Raw genomic sequence first — 21,840 nt, 5'->3', positions numbered from 1 at the left:
GCCATTTATAATGAGTTAGGAAAATTACTTTTTCTTTGTAGTTTTTCTACCTCTTGTTGAACGTCTCTTAGGAGTAGCTTCTACTTCTTCAATAATTTCAACTTCTGTAAGAACTCTACCACAGTGCTCACATACGATTAATTTTTTCTTCTCACGAATGTCAGCCTGACGTTGTGGAGGTACAGTGTTAAAACAACCACCGCAAGCACCTCTTTTTACAGATACTACAGCTAAACCATTCGAAGAGTTTTCTCTAATCTTATTGTATGATCTTAATAATCTCTCATCAAGATGTTTAGTTGCTTTATCACGTTGCTTAAGAAGCTTTTGCTCGTCAACTTCACTATCAGCCATGATTTCATCTAATTCAGATTTCTTGGCTTGTAGATCAGCTCTACGCTCTTCTAATGCTTCTTTCGTGTTAACGATTTTATCACGCTTTATTTTTTCTTCAGCTTCGTTATCACGAATTTTCTTTTGTGCAACTTGGATATCAAGATCAAGCATTTCCATTTCCTTGTTGATAGCATCAAACTCTCTGTTATTTCTAACATTCATTTGTTGCTCTTCAAGATAAACGATTCGCTTCTTGAAATCTTGAATTTTACCTCTTAATTGTTCAATATTTGCCTCAACGTTTGCAAGATCTCCTTTGAAATTTTCGATACGTGTTTCGAAACGTACAATTTCATCCTCTAAATCTTGAACTTCTTCAGGCAAGTCGCCGCGTAATTTGCGGATTGCATCTAGTTCGCTGTCGATATGTTGTACTTTCGAAAGCGCTTCGATTCTTTGGGCGACGGTATTCTCCATAGGGATTGGTAAAACTAAAGTGTTACATTAAATTTTTTCCTCATGCATAACACATACTATGCAAGGTGCAATTTTAGTAAATAAATTCGACTTTTTCAGTATAAATTAGAATTAATAACGAATCTATTTTCATTAATGCAAAAAAAAGGCTAACAAATCACTTGTTAGCCCTATTAAGTGCTCCCAACAGGGCTCGAACCTGTGACCCTCTGATTATGAGTCAGATGCTCTAACCAACTGAGCTATGGGAGCTGCTTTTCCTTGAAAGCGTTGCAAATATAGCAGATTGTTTTTGAACTTTGCAAAAGAAAAAATAAACTTTTTTTGGATTATTTTTTAATTGATTGGTAAACAAGATTTTATTTTAAAATAAAAATTCAAAAAATATACAATCACCCTTAATTGTTTAAGTTTTTTGTATACTTTTTAGATTTTAGAGGAATAATAAAAACTTCAATTATTAATTTTCTAACGCTCAATATTTAGCTTTATTAAGAAATACATATTAGAATAGTATAAAAAAAGACAACATATATTGTTGCCTTACTTCTTTTAGAGTTCAAGAGAGGTAAATGTAAATTTTTCTCCATCGAATAATCCTTTATCACTAATTTTTAATTGTGGTATGACCAAGAGTGCCATAAACGATAAGGTCATAAAAGGATCATGTAAAGTACTTCCATACTCTTTTGCCTTATCTAAAAGTAATTCATATGCTTGGGCGACATCACTACCATCCTGATTTGTCATAAGTCCAGCGACAGGTAGATTCAATCTGTTGATTTCACCTCCAGCGACTATACTTAAACCTCCTTTCATATTTATTACTTCATTAACTGCTTTTGAAATGGCTTCATCAGAAGTTCCAACCGCAACGATATTATGAGAATCATGTGCTACTGTAGAAGCTATTGCTCCTTTGTTAAGTCCGAAACCTTTTATAAATGCAATAGCAGGTTTTTCATCTTTGTATCGGTTTACAACACATATTTTCAATACATCTTTTTCTTGAAAATCTGAAACCGAGATATGCTCTTCAGAAGTTATCAACTGTCCGTCATGTGCGACGATACACCTAACCTTTTTATCAGGATCTAAATCGCATGAAAAGTCTGACACATGTTTTTTATGACAACTGAAATTATTAATTATTTCAGCTTTAGGTGTATCAAATAATTCCTTGCCATTTTCAGCTACTTTTTCACCATTAATATAAGTTTCTAATACATTAAAATTGGTGATATTATCTACAACGATAAAATCCGCTAAATCACCTTCTCTTAATTGACCAACATCTAAATCGTAATGATTAATAGTATTGATAGAAGCAATCTTAATTACATTAAATATATCATCTCCAGCCTGAATAGAGCGATGAACAAATTTATCAATATGATAATTAATTAGTTCATGTGGGTGAGAGTCATCAGTACAAAACATTAAAACCTCAGGATTAGTCTTAATAAGAGGGCATAAAGCATTGTAGTTTTTAGCGGCACTACCTTCTCTTATTTGGATTTTCATCCCTGCTTCAATTTTATCTTTAGCCTCTTCAAGCTCTACACATTCATGATCTGTGGAAATACCAATACTAGCATATTGTTTAGCATTTTCACCTTTTAATCCAGGAGCATGACCATCTATGGGTTTATTGTATTTCTTTGCAGCAAGAATTTTAGCTGTAACTTCAGTGTCACTGTTCAATACACCTGGCCAATTCATCATTTCTGCCAAGTATTTAATATCATCACTTTTAAGCAGATTTCTGATATCTGTTGCATCAATTACTGCACCTGCAGATTCAAAATTAGTCGCTGGAACGCAAGAAGGAGCACCAAAATTAAATTTCAATGGTGTTTTCTTGCCATCTTCTATCATATATTTCACACCTTTTAAACCAAGAACATTTGCTATTTCATGAGGGTCAGAAACTGTTGCAACAGTCCCATGTCTTACGGCAATTTTAGCAAATTCAGTCGGTACCAGCATTGTACTTTCAATATGTATATGAGCATCTACAAAACCAGGCATGATATATTGTTTTGTATCTTTTGCTGACTCATCATACTCTATAGAAATAATTCTTTTCCCTTTAAATTTTAAGGTCCCAGGAAATATTATTCGTCGGTGAACATCTACAATATATCCTTGTAATACTTTTTCCATTGTTGAAGTTAATAAATGAAACAAACGTGAACCAATCCAATCACTTTTGTTTAAAAAAGGGTTATTTTAATAGTTAGGGTATAATAGTTTAGTAAATTACTTAAAATACTAATGCGTATGCAACTGTAACATCAAATCTTGATACAGAAAGGTCGTTTCCTTCTACTCTTGATATATCTGATAGCCCCGTTACATATCTAAAATCAATCATAATATTTTCTACTAAGGCTCCAATACCAAATACTAATGAAACATTAGAATCATTTAGATATCGCATACCATCTCTTTCATTGGTGCTTTCAGAAGGAGCAAGGCTTCCATCTAAAATGTAAGTAGACCCATCTTCCTTTGCTTTGGCTAACACACTAATCATAGGACCTGCATTAAAGAAGAACCTTGTTTTCTTACCAAATGTTAGCTTTGCAAGAATTGGAACATCTACATAATTAAGGCTTACCGTAGTTCCTTCGGACCCTGATTTTACAAAAGAATACATGACTTCTGTTTGCATTGAAAACAAATCACTTGTAGCTGCTTCTACAACAACTCCGAATGTCATATTAGGCTTGTATTTAAAATCATTCGGTCGATTAGTCTTAATTTTTGATATCGTGGTACCAACTTTTCCAGCTACCATAATACCTTGAGCATGAATAGAGTATGTACCCAGTAATAGTAATAGAACCAAAAATATTTTTTTCATATATCATTAAGAGTAAGTACGTTCAAAAAATTGATAATTACTAAGGTAATACAGTTTTGAATGAATTAATAAAAAAAGTGAGATTTCTTAAATTAGAAATCCCACTTCATCTTTATCTCAATAATATTATTTGTCCTGACCTTTCTGTTACGGAGCCATCTTTTTCAGATGTATATCGAATTGTAAATGTATAACTACCAGACATCATGTCTGCTCCTTTGTATTTACCATTCCAACCGTTACCTGGTGTACTAGCTTCTTGAGATGTTTTATATTCTCTATGGAAAATAGATTCACCCCAATTGTTATATACATGGAAATCAATATCAATTGCGTATGCAGGTTCTAATAAGAATTCATCATTAATACCATCACCGTTTGGTGAAAAGGCATTTGGTGTATTCATACGTGCTGGACAAATTTGATTCACAACAATTGTATCAATTGTAGTACATCTTGTAACATGAGTTTCATCAGTAATCAATACTGTATAAACTCCTGATCTATCTCGTGTAACAACTCTTGAAGTTTCACCATTATCCCAACTATACGTAAAGTTATCACCTTCAACTGCTCCAACTTGAAGTAAATCTCCAAACTCAAAACAGAATGTTGTGTCTTGCAATACTCTTTCAGGGTTAGGATAGAAAGTTGCATCAAACTCATGTACAAATTCACACATCGTTCCTGATTCATGTTGGATTCTGCTTCTAACAGTGTATGTTCCATTACTTAAAACGTCTATAGTAGGAGTAGTTTCTCCATTACTCCATTCGAATGTCTGAATAACACCATCATATTGTGGAATTCTAGCATCAAATGTAATTGGAACAGTTTCACATGACTCTAATGTAAATTCTGTATCTAATGCAGGAATCACATGCACATTAATATCTTTTGTATTAATACAGCCTTGAGCATTAGTAACAGTTAATGTATATGTTTCATCTTCTAACGGACCAACTGTAATATTTTGATTCGTCTCACCTGTACTCCACGAATATGTTACTGGAACATCAATAGTAGGAGATAAAGTAGTAGTTAAACCTTCACAAATCCATATATCTGATGGTATTGTAATTACTGGTAATGGTGTCACAGTAATAGAATCTACATATGTATTGGTACAACCACCATTATTGGTTACTTCAACTAAAATTTTAAAAGTACCCGCTTCAGGGTATTGAAAGGATGCATCCGTATTATATGCATCGAAAATAGCACCATTTTGTTCATTATAATCAAAATCCCACTTCACAGATTTAATTCCATGATCACCTCCAGTTCTTAATTGTGGTGTCGTATTTATAAATTGTGCTGTTTCACCAATACAAATATTTCCGAAAGTAAATCTAGGTGTAGGAATTTCATAGATATGAACATCATCTGAGAATGCAGGTGAAATACAACCTGCTGGAGTAACAATTCTCATAGACACTGTCTGAGTTCCAATCGAATTAAATGTATATGTTGTATCTCCTAATGATGTCGTTTCATAATGTCCATCATTATCGAAATCCCATTGATAAACACTTCCTGATTGTGGTACCTCAGAATTTCTAGTTGAGAAGTAGATTGTTTCTCCTTGACAACCAAATCCTTTATCTACTGTAAAATCAGCTAATGGAGTTCTATGGAAAGTCACATTCATAGTATCAACTATAACACAACTATCATCAAGCTTGTTATTGACTCTCAATACAACGGTATTACTCACAAAGAATGAATTTGAATTAAATACAGGGTCAGAAATTGATGCTAAATATGAATTCATATTATTTTGTGTTGTCACTTGACCTCCAGTAGAATGGATAATTTCCCATTCGTAATCCATACCAGTCCATTCATCCTCATCAGGACTTAACATAAAGACACGTTCTTGACAGTCAGCCATATCATTTGGCAATGTCACTGTTGGAGTCCTGATAAATGTCACTTCTTTTTCATCTGTACTTGTACCACAACTATTTAATGTATTAGATGTTGTTAATTGTACAGTAGCTCTTACATAAGATGCATCCGCAGGAATCTGAGTTACTTCTATTGTAGGAGTGTATGTTCCATTATTTGTAAGATTTACAGACGCACTAGCATCAGGTGTTCTCTTATCTGTTTCAAGATTTGTGATACTCCATGCATAATTAAAGTTAGCAATGAATTCTTCACTAGCAGGATTTAATGAATAAATCATTGAATCACATGATACTTGATAATCAACACCTAATCCAGTTATTGGACTTCTATAGAAAGTAACTTCTATTGAATCTGAAACAACAACACAATAAGGGTTTACAGGGTTCGAAACAGTTAATTTATACCATGCTGAAATTTCTGCACTTCCACTAGGGAATGATGGATTGTCTAAGGTGATTTGATAATCAGAAGTCGAACTCAATTGAATATCAGCACCTGAATTGTTAGATACATCTGAATCAATTGACAACCTTTCCCAAGCATAAACGAAGTTAACTACTTCATCCTGCGTGGGTCTTAATGTAATCAAATTATCATCACAAGAAGTTGGACTATTTGCAGTAATATTTAATACAGGCTGTTTATGGAAACGAATAGTTGTTGTTTCCGTATCTGTACATCCACTTGTTCCATTGCTAACCATTAAAGTGGCTTCTATTTCGATATACGAAGCTCCAACAGGGAAAATAGGATTGTTTAATCTTAAAGCATGTCCTCTTGAACCATTTGAAGTCGTATCAACAGTACCAGTATTACTTCCAATATCATCAGTTATCACTAGCGTCCAATCATAATCAAAATGTGTTACTAATTCTTCGCCAGTTGTGATATTAAATTGAGCAGTTTCACAAAGATCTGTTGCCGAAGGAGTTAGATTCACGACAGGAGTTCTATAGAAAGTTAAAGCTCTATTTTCATTCGCAAAACAAGTATTGTATTGGTATGTATTATGAGCATCTAAATCTAGATCTATATTTACTTCTCCAGAACCAGTATCAAAACTAGTTACAGCAAGATGTAGACTATCCATATTTGACGTAGTATCTACAGTACCGCCACTTAAACTATTAATTGTCCAATCAAAGGTATAGTTATTTTCTTGTCCTGTATTTAAATTCAGTTGTAAACCTTTTAAACTTGCGTTTAAATCACATCCATACGGAGCAGTTAGCATTTCACTCCTTAAAATTGGAGTCCTAAAAAACGAAACTGTTATTTCATCTGTGGTAACACAAGGAACTGGAGCAGAAGGATTACTATTTGTAATTTCCAACTCATATCTTAAATCAATTTGTGTTTCACCATTATCAAAAATAGGATTGTTTACTACTAAATCTCTTGAAGTATTATTAACTTCTGATGCAGTACCATTTGATGAATTTAAGAGTGTCCACTGGTATTGATAATCACTTACTGTTTCACTGAATGGACTAATTGTAATTTGATTTGCACAACTATCATTTCCAGCTTTTAAGGCAGTAAATGCTATTTCAGGAACTCTGAAGAATACCAAGGTATGTTGTTGTGTATCACTACAACCACTTTCATTTGGATTTGTAGCCGTTAATTCAAAAGTAACTTCAATTTGTGATCTACCATTAGAAAAATCACTATTACTAAAATGCACCTCAATATTTTGATTATTCTGTTGACCTGAAAGAATACTCGACGTTACACCATTAAATCCATCAATATTTACGATAGACCAGTTATAATTAAATCCATTAATAGCTTCATCACCAAAGGCTTTAACAGTAACTGTATCCAAAGCACAACCTGAGTGATCATCCGTGAAATTAATGATTGGTTTACGAGCTAAATTTACTGTATAAGAAGTATCAGCATCACAATCAGCATTCATTTGATTCTCAGCATGAATATCAAATCTAGCTGTAATTAATGCACTTCCATCAGGGAAATCTGATGGATCAGGATTTAATGTCATACTTCCTACTGTAGCAGTATTAATACTAGATAAAGTAGATATTGCTGCATTATTATCCGTGACAATATTACCTATATTCCAAGTATAAACATAGTTATCAGTTCTAGGTTCTACAGTCGTTAATGTAAGGTCATTATCATCACAAGTACTGAAATTATTTGCTACTAATGACAACATAGCCTCACGATCAAATATTACAGTTATTTGTTCAGATCGATTACAACCGTTATCAGCATTGGTAACCTCTAATTCATAAATTGCTGTTACTCTAACAGATGTTTGAGGGAAACTAGGATTATGACTTAATGTTAAAGTATGATCCGTCAAACTTGATTCAATCGGCGTAATACTTGAAGCAAGAAGATCAATACCATTATCAGAAGTCACACTTATTGGTGTCCACTGATAAGTGAAACCAGGATTATCTACATCCTCTGGGAACAATACAATATCTGTTCCTTTACATGTTGGTGTAGGATTTAATCTTGCTAAATCAATTTGTGGAGTTCTGAAGAAGGTAAAATTAAATGTTTCATTTCCAGTACAAGCTCCACTATTATTCGTCACGATTAATCTGTAAGAAACATCAATTCTATGACTTAATGAATCAAAAGAATCCACTGTGAATAATGCATTTTGATTTTGAGCATCCAAATAAGAAACTTGAATAGAACCACCACTTACTGATAATTCAGTCCAATTATATGTGTAATTAGGAATTTCTTCTGTACCAAATGGACGTACAATATTCATTAATTCACAATTTGTACTATCTAAAGATTGTGTACTTTTTAAGATCGGAACTCTAAAGAAAGTGGCTTCAATAGTATCTTTATCAGTACAACCTGGCGAGTCCATATTTTCTACAGAAACCTCATATTCAAATGTTATTTCACTACTTCCACTAGGGAAAAATCCTTCTATATCAACCGGTGAATTTAAAGTGTAAGTATTATTATTTTGAACAGCTGCAGGAGCTACCAATGGTTGAGCACTAGGATTATAATCTACAGTTGTATTTAACAATGTCCATAGATAATTAAAGTTCGTAACATGTGATTCACTGGTCGTCAACAATATTGAACTTGAAGAACATACAGGTGCAATAGGCGTAATCGTTGCATCAGGAGTTCTAAAGAATGTAAAGCTCACTGTTTCTATATCAGAACAAGTTGTATTATCAGAATTTTGAACTGTTACATTATATACTACATCAATACGGTTAGAGGAAGGATCAAATATTGGTGAATCAAATGTTACATCTTGAGTAGTAGTAGAAGAGATACTTACATTACCTCCCACAACCGATTGCAGGTTCCATTGGTATAAGAACCCTGTAATATTTTCTAACCCAAAAGTTGTAATCGTATTTGTATTACCACAAGTACCAGGTACTAATGATTGTTGTATATCAATTTCAGGAACACGATACATTGTAAAAGTTGTACTATCAACATCATTACAGACCTCAACTCCAGTAGTATCCGTATTACTTACCGTCAACTTATACTCAGCATCAATTCTGTGACTACCCACATCAAAAGATAATTTTTCGAGCTGTAAATCTTGAGTACTTAATGAATAAGTTGGAGAAATGTCTAATTGCCCTCCAGATAGTTGTAGTTGATCCCATGTATAAGTAAAGCCACTTAAAACTTCAGCACCGAATGGACGAATTAAATTTACTGAATCACAACCAACAAGACTTTGAGTAAAGGTAATATCAGGTTGTTTATAAAATAAGAAAGTGAAACTTGTATCAGCTTGACAAGTTGTATTTTCATTATTCATTACATTTAAGGCAACATTAATTCTAACCGTATCACTTCCCGAATTAAAACCAGGGTTGTTTAAAGTTAAGTTTTGTGCTGATAATGAAGTATTCGTTACTGTACCTCCAATTGTTGTGTATGACCATGTAAACGTAAATGCAGAGGCAACATTTTCACTTCCAAATGAAGTAATCAGATTCGAAATTCCACAACCTGCTAAACTTTGTTGTATGTCAATTACAGGAGGTCTGTAGAATATCATTGTATGTGTAAATGCATTTACACAAGAATTCTGGTCCGTATTTTCAATAGAAATTGTAACAGGAATTTCAATCTTATTACTTCCTGCAGCAAAAGCAGATAATGGTAAACTTAAACTTAAATTTTGATCATTTACTTGACTATAGAAGCTATTAATTACTGACAATGGTAATATATCATTGTCTGCTCCTGTTACATTTAAACTATCATAAGACCAAGTATAGTCAAATCCAGTATTATGAGGGATATTTTCAACTAACCCGAGAGGAGATAGGGTCATTTGCATTCCACAAATTCCATCTGCTCTAGTTTCAGTAAACTCGGTAAAATCTGCCTGACGATACAAAGTAGTAGAAAGACTCATTGTATCTTCACAAGCAACAGAATTTGTATTAAATGAGGTCAATAAATACCTAGTGTCAATTCTTGTTGAATTGATTTCAAATGTATCTAAAGTAATTGTTAAATCTTCATCAAACGCTGACATGCTTGTCGTAATTGTACCACCTGTTCTTGAAACTTCAGTCCAATTATTTGTGAATCCAGCGATTCCTTCATTGGCAAATGGAGTAATAGTTAATGCATTAGAACAACTATCAGCTGTGGCTCTAGTGTACACTAAATTAATTTCAGGGTGGCGATATAATGTGAAATCAAAGGTTGTATCATCATCACACATTGATTCACCTGAATTCAATAAAGTAATCATGTAAGTTGAATTAATTTCACTCGAACCAGGATCATAATCTGTAGCGGTAAATGTTATTTCTCTATTACCATCATGATTTGTAGGGTTTGTAATAACAGTACCACCACTTTCACTAATTTGCATCCAATCAAAGTCAATGTCATATAACATTTCATTTGTAGAAGTTATTAGTACGGCGTTCTGACATGTACCCGTTAAACTTGATAAACTAACCTCAGGTGTTCTAAAGAATTCAAAACTCACTGTATCTTCATCATAACAAGTTGGTTGGCTTGCATTAATTACTCTGAGCTTATAATAAGCTTTCATAATCGAATGTTGATCTGTAAAACTATCAATTTGAACCGTTAACTCTCTTCCAGCTAAGTGACTATCATCAGTTACAACACCAGTTACTTCACCACCTTTTGTAGACATTGAATCTAATGACCATTGATATACAAAACCATTGATATGTGTATTGAATGGAGACGCAACACCTTCATTATTACAAGCAAATGTTTTTGTAGATAAGAAATTCGTTTTTATTTGTGGTGTTCTATAGAAATAGAATGTATAATTCTGCGTATTTTGACATGAAACATCAGCTGATGCGCTACTATTTACAGCAGTTAATTCAATTACAAATTTTATAACTGATTCTGCATCATCAAAATCAGCATCTGTTACTGTAAATGATGTATTTTGAGTAGTAAATGTATCGCCTACAGAATAAGTAGAACCATCATATCCATCAATACTTTGAATTTCCCAATTATATGTAAAGCCAGGAATTACTTCAGCTCCAAATGGTTGAATTGTTGTATTCAAATCACATGAATCTGCTTTTATTTCTGTAAAGTTAATATCAGGATATCTGAAATATTCAAAAGTAACAGTCCTATTAGCTGCAGCACAAGTAATATTTGTATTTGAATGTGTGATATCTAAATCCATATCAAAACTTAATATGTGTGCTCCATCTTCGTAGGCACTATCAGCAACAGATAGACTTAAATTTTGACTATTTTGATTAGCAGTAATATAATTTGAAATATCATCCACTAAAGTATTTCCATCCGCACCGGCACCTGTTACAGAAGTACCATCAAGCGTCCATTGGTAATCAAATCCATTATTATGATTGATTACTTCAGTTGTTCCCAATGGAAAAACTTCAAATGTTCCTCCACAATTACCTGCTGTAAATCCATCATCGTAATTTGTATAATCTGGAGTTCTGTAGAAATAGAATTCAACTGTATCTATATCAGTACATAATGTAGATACAGAATTTGTAGCAGTCAATTCATATTGAACAGTAATTGTAGTAGAATGAAGATCAAATGTATTTGCTGTAACATTAAGATCTAAATCTGTAGCAGTACTATTTTGAGTAATCGTTCCTCCAACAACTGATAGTTGTCTCCAATTTCTTGTAAATAATGGTATATTTTCACCATTAAAAGGTTGGATAACATCATTTAAAGCACAAGAATCTGTTTTTGTTGAAGCAAAAGTGATTTCTGGAGTTCTGAAGAAAGTTACTTGGAATGTTGTATCATCATCACATAAATGAGTAGATGGGTTCGTAATTGACACAGTATATTCTGCATCAATTTGGGCCGCATCAGTATCAAATGAAGCAACATCAATTGTGAATACATCTGGACCACTTGCTGTACTATCAATTGTACCTCCAGTAATTGAATTTAGATTCCAGAAGAACTGAGAACCATTAAAGGTAAAAGCCTCATTATCTGTTCTAAATGTCATTACAGAATCTATAGACGCACAATATGACATTGGTTGATCAAATCTCAACTCAGGTGTTCTATAAAATTCGAAATCTACCGTTTCTTCATCATAACATGAAGGATAATCAATATTAAAGACTCGTAATCTATATTGAGCATCAACTTGTAAACTGTTTGTAGCAAATGTATCTAGACTAACTGTGATTTGTCGATCAGTTAAAGATGTATTTACGACGGAACCATCTGTTTCACTAACTTTAGTCCATACATATCCAAATCCATTCACATTAGTCGCAAAAGGTTCAGATGTTGCTGTATGATCACATGCATTTACCTTCATTGAAAGGAAAGGGCTAGTAATTTGAGGAGTTCTATAGAAAATCAAAGTATCCATTTCCATATCAATACATGATGAATCAGAAGAAGCTAATTGATTTTGAACCTCAAGAGATACGATCATTGTTATCTTTGATTCTGTAGGAGTGAAGTCACTATCCACTAAATTAACATTTAGGTTTTGACTTGAAAATGTTTGACCTGCAGCATAAACAGTATTTGCATAATTAGTAATTGAAACAACTTCCCAATCATAATTAAATCCTGGAATAGTCTCTGTTCCAAAAGGTCTTAATTCTGTTGAAAGAGCACAGCTATCAGCTTTTACTTCCAATATATCAATAACCGGTGGTCTTTTAAACGATAGAAGTATAGTTGAATCTTTTGAACATGTAACTCCTGTTGCAGAATGTTCTATATGAAGATCTAATTCAAATTGAATTTCATTTGACCCCGCATCAAAAGCTGTAATAGGCATTGTAAGATTAAAATTCTGATCATTTACTTTTGCAGTAAGATCGGTTAATACACTTGTAGGTAAAACGTTAGATGGAGTACCAGTTACAGTTGCTGCGTCTAAAGTCCAAGTGTAATTAAAACCTTCAGTATGATTGATTACTTCAACGGTATCTAATGGATATAATTCTACAGATAAACCACATTCATTTAATGGTTTTATTTTTCTAAATACATTTAGATTCGGTGTTCTGTAGAATTTCATATAAATCGTATCCATATCTACACAACCGGTTGCATCACTATTTTCAACAAAAAGCTCATAAGCAACATCAATATATGCTGTATCTTGATCAAAACTTGTTGCCGTAAATGTAAGGTTTTGGTCAGTTAGCGCATTTGTAGAGATAGTACCTCCATTTACATATAATTCTCTCCATTGATAATTATATCCTGTAATTACATTTGTTCCAAAAGGTTTTACTTCATTTACTAATGCACATGAATCTGTTCGAGTATCACTAAATACTATGTCAGGAGTTCTAAAAAACGATATGTCAAATGTTGTATCATTGTCACATGTACTTAGTGTAGAATTACTAATGTTGACTGTGAAATTAGCATCAATTCTATGATCTGTAGAACCAAAATTATCTACTTCGATGATGAATTCATCTCCATTATCTGTAGTATTTAATGTACCTCCAGATAGAGCATTTTGAGTCCATACAAAAGTGGCACCACTAAGAGCATCACTATTTACAGAAACTGTATCAATTAATGCACAATTAAGAGGTGTTGGATTATAAGATAACTCAGGTGTTCTATGGAATTCAAAAGTATAACTTTGAACATCCTGACAAGTTGGTGATGCAGCATTTGTAACAGTTAACTCATAGGTAACTGAAATTACAGATTGACCTGGGTTCCATGAACCAACAGATAAATTAATATCTTTATTTGTAGTAGCATCATGAACAACTGTACCATTTGATACAGATGTTTGTACCCATGAATAATTAAATCCAGAAATCACTTCACTTCCAGATGATAAAATCATTGAAGTAGCACAGGTATTTCCACTAGGCCATGTGTCTGTAAATACAATATTTGGTGTTCTGTAAAATGTTAAGAAGTAATCTTTATTTAACCCACAATGTGGTGAATCATCAGTATTACTCATCAGATCGTAAGGATCTAGTTTTTTTCTAATTCTATGATTAATTTCTAAAGTAAATTCAGATGCTCCGTTTGAAAAGTCAGAGTCTGTAAATGTTAAAGTTCGAGACTGATCATTTGTGATTGGTAAATCACCAATAACACCATCATAACCAGATGTAATGGCATCAGGTCTCCATCTATAATTAAAAGCCAGATTTTCAGTGTGATGATTTAATGTAACAGATAAATTACATGGATCTACTCTTGGGTCAGTGACAGTGAAGTCTTTAGGCCTTCTTTCAATTTCAATTATAAAAGAAGTATCCTTAAAACAAGTATTATCATAAGAGTTTTCAACTCTTAAATCTAACTGAAACCACAAACGAACAGAATCATCCTTGAAATAATCTTCTAAAATATCTAAATCGATATTTTGCATGTTTGTATTGGTAGTAACTTGTGTATTTAAAGCTGAAATAAATAATGGATCCATATTATGATCAGCTGAATTTGTTGACATACTCCAAGTATAATCATATGCAGTGTTGTGCGGTAATGATTCAGTCGTTCCAAAAGGATAAACATCTAATTCATATAAACTTCTATTGGGGTTATTACATAGTGAATAGTTTGATGAATAACTTGAATATTCAGGTTGTCTAAAAAACTCAAATTCAATACTATCTCTATCTGTACAACCAATAGCATTGGTTACATCAATATAATACTTAGCTCTAATTCGAGTAGAACCCGAATTATATGTATCGGGAGTTACTGTAAAGTTTTGTAAACTATTATTAGTTGTATTTACCGTACCACCAGTTAAATAAACTTGGGTCCAAGAATAAGTGAAACCATTAATAATCTCTGCTCCAAAAGGTAATGCAACATAAGAAGCAGATGTACCACAAGAGACAAGGGTAGTATCTAAATCTATATTAGGGAAACGGTGAAATTGAACATCCACAGTATCTAACCTTGTACAAGCTGTCAAATGATTGTTATCAACAATTTCTAATTGATATTTAATATCTATAACAGATTGACCTGCATTAAAATTACTTTCATTTACATCTACAGTAGCATTATGAGAATTTAAATTTGTTTCTATAACAGTACCATTAGTAGGTCCACTTAATTTAGACCATGTGTAAGCAAAATTGATACTATCATTAGCAATAGGACGTAAGTTAACAGTTTGATCATCACAAACGATCAGACTATCCACACCAATTTCGGGATCTGGATTTTCTCTAACATTTACTGTAATACTATCAATATCAGTACAACCACGTGCAGTTGTCACTCTTAACTTTACAACATATGTTCCTTCAGAAGTATAAGTATGAATTGGATTTTGAGAAGTTGATGTATTTCCATCATCAAAATCCCATTGCCAAGCAGTAATATCATTTACACCTACAGGCAAGACTGTGCTTGAAATATATGAAGCAATATTCGTATTATCGACTAATGATAAATCTTTAAACTCAAATACTTGTCCTAAACAGACTTGGTTTGCTAAACTATCTGGATCTCTCTTCGCAGATAAGTTAGCAGTAGGTTCGTTAAAAGAGAAAACTAATAAAGAATCTGCTATAGGTATAAAATCAAACGTACAACCTTTGTTAGTTGTGACTGTTAAACGAGGACGTAAAACAAGGTTGGAGCCAATTAACGCACCTGTTCCATAGTTATCTCTTAACGTATCTACACCTATTAAAGGATCTCTATGTACCAATGAGTCTGTACCACCAAAATCAAAGGTCCCATTATTATTAAAGTCCCAATCCCATCTAACTATTTCATCATCCGTGACAGGAACAATAGTAGATAAATTAGTAAACTGAATTCCATAACTTTGACAGACATTATTATAAGCATAATCTCCAACTGGAACAGAATTTACAATTACAGAATCTTTTGACACCAAATGATCACAACCATCTGCCGATGTTACTCTTAATGTTACAGGGTAAGCACCTTGACCTGGGAAAGTATGACTAACAGTTGGAGTAGCTACATTATAATCATAAGTGCCATCATTATCTATATCCCATTCATAATTAGAAATAGAACCTCTTACGAATGCACCAAAATTAGTAGCTGTCGCATCTAAAGTAGTAGGAGTTCCACCACATACTTCGTCATTTGTAAATACAGCTACTGGAGTAGGGTTATAAATGACTCTGATGTTGTCATTCATTGTACATTCAGTTGATGTATTATTATTTGCTGCATTATGCTTATCAATATATGTTGCAATAATTGTTGCTTGAATATTATACAATCTACCTGTTGCAACATCTGGGTCTATTATCCATGGATTAGTAGGGGCAGAACCAAAATTAAATGTAACATCTGGATCATGTCCTCCATTGATTTGTGAAATAGGCACACCATCTACTGACCATCTATATTGTAATTCCCAACGATAGATATAATCAGCTGTTTCAATAGTGTCAGCTTGATTAAAATCACCTCCCCATGACATATCTGCCACACTTAGGTTATATGCACCTTCGTCTGTACAAAGAACGATATCTGGATTTGAAATGTTAGGACAATTTAATATAGTCATATCTCCTGACCAATCTGCAGGGTAACTACATCCATTCTCATCTAAGAAAGTCAAGTTTGGCGTAATCGTACTCATATTTGCACCTGCGATTGTACTGTCATAGACAAACATTTGAGCACTATCTAAACCTAACTGTCCATTACCAGAAGACCATTGATATATTGTATTAGTAATATCAGTATTTGGATCATTCACAGGGAATGCAACCATCGTTGTTGTTGCTGGCTCAAAACCAATTTTCTTCAGAATTTCATAGCTACCAGAAGTACCACCTACAGTAATCGTAATAGGGCTAGAAGTATCTTGACAACCATGATCATCAGTCACCGTAACTACTGCTTTGTAACTACCAGGTCTATCGTAATAATGGGCTACATTTCCTACAGTCGTTGTCGCGTCAATAGTACCATCATTATCAAAATCCCATTGCCAAGTGGCTATATCAACATCATATAATGTATTTGTATTATCTAGATCTTGTCTTCTTGTAGTATTTCCTGGTGTTTCAAAAGCAGAGTCATCAAAAGAGACAAACCCTGGACACACTAAATTGACAGTGTTTGGAGTAAAACCTGCAGCTAAGTCCCTAAAAACAGGAACTGTAAAAGTAATATTATCGGTACCGGTACATCCAAATTCATCTTCAACCGTAACATTCATTGTATACGTTCCTGCAGGAATTGATAATCTAGCAGAATCTTCAAATTGAGTTAATGGTGTAAGTGCAGGACCTCCAAGATCAAATGTGATATTGGCAGTACTTAAATTATATACCTCAGTTGTATCAAGTTGTAAATCTACAACCGTAACAATTTCATCACATACATAATCAAAAGAAATATAATTCGAAGAAGGACCCGGGAAATCAAAATCAGGTTGAGTCACTATAATATCGTGTGTATAATCTGCAGTACAACCATTGACTGTTAATTCTAGCGTAATTTCATGTGGTGTTGCTTGAGTAGGAGTATTCGGGCTAGAAAAAGTCACACCCGTTAAATCTGGAATATTGCCTCCAGTAGCAATACCTGCTGCGACTGTTGCTCCATCAACTTTCCATATATACATAGGATCTGAAGGGCTATATACAATATTGATTCCTTCAAAAGTAAAGGTATCTCCAACGCATCCATTAGTAGGACCATTAATAGATACTGCACCACCAGTCATATGAATAGGACCAAAGGTTTGTGTAAAACTACAACCTCCTGCTGTGGTAACGACTACTTCTCCATTATAATTACCAGGTACTGAAAAAACAGTATTTACAGTACTATTATTAGAAGCAAAAGTTTCAACAACACCTGCTTCAGTCTGATGGGTAAAAGTCCATGCATAATTAGTCCCTAAGTTTCCATCACCTGCGTCAAAAGTAAGGTTACTATTAATACAAGTACCAGTAGATGTAAAAGGATTAACAGCTAAAACTGGTAAAGGCCCAGGCATTGTGATTGTAGTGTCTTCAGTATCATTACAACCATTATCAAAAGTTTGAATACGAATATCAACAACCGAATTTTCAGGTATTTCTCCTTGTGAATAACCTGAAAATAAAGGGAAATCAGGTTCAGCTAAAAAATTCCAATTTTCGTCATCTGTAATATCAGAAGACCATGTCACTGCAGGTAATGCTGGTGGTGTAATGGTTAATGTCCATTGGTAATCAGTATCAGGTGTTCCTAATGAATTATTTACAAAACCTAATATTGTAGGATTACATTCATCAACACTAATATCATGCTCAGCTTCAGCAGGTTCAATTCTAATATTTACAGCTGATGGAGCACCTGCACAATTATTAATAATTGCTCTTAATTCAACTTGAAAAAAACCAGGTAAAGCTGTTCGAGCACTATCCACAATATCACCATAATAAAATGATCCATTACCGCTTGGACCTACATCTACCCAATCCAAATTACTTGCATATCTATATTGATATAGAATAGGGTAAGCACCAGATAAACCTAGTCCTGTAGTATCTGCAGTTGTAGTGGTAGAAAAATTTACTGTTGTACCAATACAAATTGTAGCTGGAGAAAAATTGATTGTTGGATTATCAAATACTTCACCTACTTCATATAAATAAGGAATAGAAGAATAACTACATTGAGGGTTATCTCCAATAGAATCTAATATTACTGTATATGTAAGTGTATAATCTCCATGTCCTAAATTCGTAAAAGATAAAGGGTTTGTGGAATAATATGTAGTATCATTTAATCCTGTATTAATTACCATCCATTCTTCTGAATCAACAGAAAAAGGTATTGGAACTTGACCACCTCCACCTTGAGGTGTCCAAGTAGTAGAAGAAAAGAAAGTATCACTTGCTGGCTCACAAGCTAATGCAGGACCTGCAACGGATACATTTATTGGATTAGAATAAACATCAATACTATTTAATGAACAGTCATTTACAGGGTTTCCAGAATCAAAATAGAGTTCAATGGTATGATCACCAAAACCAGAGATTGCAATTGTATCTATCATTGCATTATTTCCAATTGGATTTGAGGTGTTGCCATCCAATACCCAATAGAAATTACTAACATTCTGAAGTGAAGTTGCTTCAACAATTACATTAAAATTCTCATTACAATATTCTAGATCATTGGATGAAATAGTTATCCCAGCTTGAGGTAAGACAGGAACAGATCTACTATCTGTATATTGACAACTATTATCAGGTACACCAATAATTTCAGCTGTAACATTTACAGCCATTGCCGTAGGATTAGGATTTAAAAATGAATGTGTAACTACATCTCCAATTGAATGTATTTCAGTTGCTGAACCATCACCAAAATCCCATAATACATTCATTCCTGTTAATAATGGGTCTATTGCTCCTGGAGTATATGTAACCATATAATCATTACAATCACCTGATACTGAAGGAGTGTACAAAGTTGTAATATCTCTGAAACTAATATCTATTGTATTTGTAGTTGTTCCTGGACAGTTATTACTAATTGAATTAACAGTAACTGTGAAATCTGTTCCTAATGCTCTATCAAATAAATGTGTTGTAAAACCTACAGAAGTTGTATCTAACGTTCCATCACCAAAATCCCAATAGTATACTGGTGATACTATTCCTCCATCATTATCTGTTGAGGTAGCAAAGAATGTAACATTTTGAGTAGGTGCACAACTTAGGTTTTGTGAAGCGAAAAATGTAGTGGTAAAAGTTTTTTCTACATGTATGTAGTCTGTTTCTCTTCTAATAAATTGACACCCATCTGTTGTTACACCACTTAAGACTACATCATAATCACCAGGATTATTTAACGTAACACTAACAGGGTCAGAAGGATTCAAAGGGTCTATTGCATACAATCTATTATCTACAAGAAAAGATAAACTTGTGAATGTACCAGGAGTTGTTTGTGTTAATTGTATTGTTCCGCCTGGACATATTCCTAACTGATCAGCATAGAATGACCCATCTGGCTGATTATAAACTTCAATAACATTTGTTCCTAAAGATATTGTTCTTGTGGTGGTTGATGACCCATCATAATCATCAAATGTTACCTGCATACTGTAAAATCCAGTCGTATTGAACTGCTCAAAAGGCTCTGCTAATGTTGAAAATATTGGTTGTAATACTCCATTTTCAATATCTCTCCATTGGTAATTTGAATAGGTATGTCCAGGAGTAGGTGATACTGAAAATTCTACAGCTATACCACCACATCCACTGATTACAACATTTGGATCTGTTTCAGTTAATCCATTGTAATCTCTTATAATCGTTTGAGCATGAAGTTGATTGATTAAAAGACTTAAAGTACAAATAATCAAAAAAAGCAATGTTCTTAATAGCGACTTGTTCATAATCATTGTGTTCAGCACACTTAAAAGGAGGGTCAGCCCTTTTAAAAAAAGTTAGTAATGTAACTGGTAGAATAAATAAGTATTCAAGTAGGATAAATTTATTTAAACACCAATGGTGGTTTATAGTTATAACTTCTGATTCAATCTTTTAGTATAGATATTGCAGAATGTTATATGTAAAATTATCCTCCTAGAATTTAAGAAATTCTAAGGGGATAATTCAACTTATGTAAGTATAATCTAAAATGTCACGAATTTATTTGTACTATTTCTATAATATAGGGGACGGACACGGTAATTCAAGTGGTTTCCTCTTTGGTTTTTTCTTGTAGTTCTTATATAAGTTGAAAGTATATTGAAGACTTATTTCATGTGAATTTGCACTTTGTTGTGGTAAGTCTGAAGTAGTAATATCATAACTGTAACCAAAATTGATATTACCCATTTTAATACCAGTCAAAATAACTACAGCATCATGATTAATAGCATTATCCTTTTCAGCACTTTTAATAAGAGGTAGTCCTCTGTACCATGCGCCAATTAGGAGAGGAGCATAGTGAAAATAAAATCCTAAACTCAATTGATCATTCTTTCCTTGTGATTGATAATGCCCTGCAATTGTTATGGATTTTTTCTTATAATCTGGAATATGTGAGTAATGCCCTTTGAATTCTAATGGTATCATATATCCTGCTTCAACTGAAACTTTTACAGGTAAATAAGATTGTTCACCTAAAAAAGATATATTTGGTGTAGTTAGATGACTAACACCAATACCTACCCAATATTTCTCTCCATAAAGCATTGCGCCTGTGTTTACATCAGCATAATTTACTTGATCATTAATAAATGGTTCATTGGTAGCTCCACCGTTATAACCAAAATTATCTAATTGATCATTGAATATTAAAGCCGAACGATCTAACTTATTCTGACCATAACCAACTTGTAATCCTAAGTTCAAACCCATGTATTTATTGATTCCAATCGTATACGATCCTGAAGCAACAGCTTCTAGGTGAGTGAGCGGTGTTCCTTCATTTACACCAAACTGATCTTGTTTAACATATCCTCCTAAAGCAAAGTTTTTATATTTAAACTTATGATCAAAAGATGCCATAAACGAAACAATACTTGAGGGTAAACCTACCCATTGTCTTCTGTAATTAATAATAGCTCTAGTTTTATCACTCGATCCAGTCAAAGCCGGATTTAGATAGAGTGGAGTTGCATAATATTGAGAAAACTGAGTGTCTTGGGCAACTACATTTTTGGAGGGTATTAAAAAAAGGTATAAGACAAAAATTAGATAGTAGTGATTAATAATAGGTTTCATAGCAGTTATTGGGTGATGTACTATTCTAAGAACGCATTTCAATTATTG

At 33.3% G+C, this 21,840-nt stretch carries 5 protein-coding genes and 1 tRNA gene; all 6 read right to left on the bottom strand.

Annotation, left to right across the window (positions count from 1 at the left end; all coding sequences use genetic code 11):
• Positions 1-24: 24 nt before the first annotated feature.
• Positions 25-813 (bottom strand): zinc ribbon domain-containing protein, encoded by a 789-nt coding sequence (locus tag ACXAHM_RS08210; protein ID WP_474959938.1) that lies wholly within the window; start codon positions 811-813, stop codon positions 25-27.
• Positions 814-991: 178 nt separating this feature from the next.
• Positions 992-1,065: transfer RNA gene (locus ACXAHM_RS08205), tRNA-Ile, on the bottom strand.
• 300 nt (positions 1,066-1,365) lie between these two features.
• A complete protein-coding gene (ade, locus tag ACXAHM_RS08200; RefSeq protein ID WP_474959937.1) occupies positions 1,366-2,979 on the bottom strand; it encodes an adenine deaminase in 1,614 nt (537 codons plus the stop codon).
• A 100-nt stretch (positions 2,980-3,079) separates the two neighbouring features.
• The gene (locus tag ACXAHM_RS08195; RefSeq protein WP_474959936.1) at positions 3,080-3,682 is read right to left on the bottom strand and encodes a porin family protein; all 603 of its coding nucleotides are present in this window, start codon (positions 3,680-3,682) and stop codon (positions 3,080-3,082) included.
• Between the two features lie 112 nt (positions 3,683-3,794).
• The gene (locus ACXAHM_RS08190) at positions 3,795-20,456 is read right to left on the bottom strand and encodes a PKD domain-containing protein (RefSeq protein WP_474959935.1); all 16,662 of its coding nucleotides are present in this window, start codon (positions 20,454-20,456) and stop codon (positions 3,795-3,797) included.
• Between the two features lie 271 nt (positions 20,457-20,727).
• Positions 20,728-21,792 carry a PorP/SprF family type IX secretion system membrane protein gene (locus ACXAHM_RS08185; RefSeq protein WP_474959934.1) on the bottom strand — a complete coding sequence of 355 codons (1,065 nt, stop codon included), beginning with the start codon at positions 21,790-21,792 and terminating at the stop codon, positions 20,728-20,730.
• Between the last annotated feature and the right edge of the window lie 48 nt (positions 21,793-21,840).

It is taken from the genome of Flammeovirga sp. AWQ4_249 (assembly GCF_056161045.1).
The sequence above is the reverse complement of the archived record's forward strand: the minus strand, read 5'-3'. Positions and strand labels throughout refer to the sequence as shown.

What these genes read in the sequence shown, in the direction of transcription:
- ACXAHM_RS08210 (WP_474959938.1), bottom strand. Translation starts at nt 813, where the DNA reads ATGGAGAATACCGTCGCCCAAAGAATCGAAGCGCTTTCGAAAGTACAA.
- ade (WP_474959937.1), bottom strand. Translation starts at nt 2,979, where the DNA reads ATGGAAAAAGTATTACAAGGATATATTGTAGATGTTCACCGACGAATA.
- ACXAHM_RS08195 (WP_474959936.1), bottom strand. Translation starts at nt 3,682, where the DNA reads ATGAAAAAAATATTTTTGGTTCTATTACTATTACTGGGTACATACTCT.
- ACXAHM_RS08190 (WP_474959935.1), bottom strand. Translation starts at nt 20,456, where the DNA reads ATGAACAAGTCGCTATTAAGAACATTGCTTTTTTTGATTATTTGTACT.
- ACXAHM_RS08185 (WP_474959934.1), bottom strand. Translation starts at nt 21,792, where the DNA reads ATGAAACCTATTATTAATCACTACTATCTAATTTTTGTCTTATACCTT.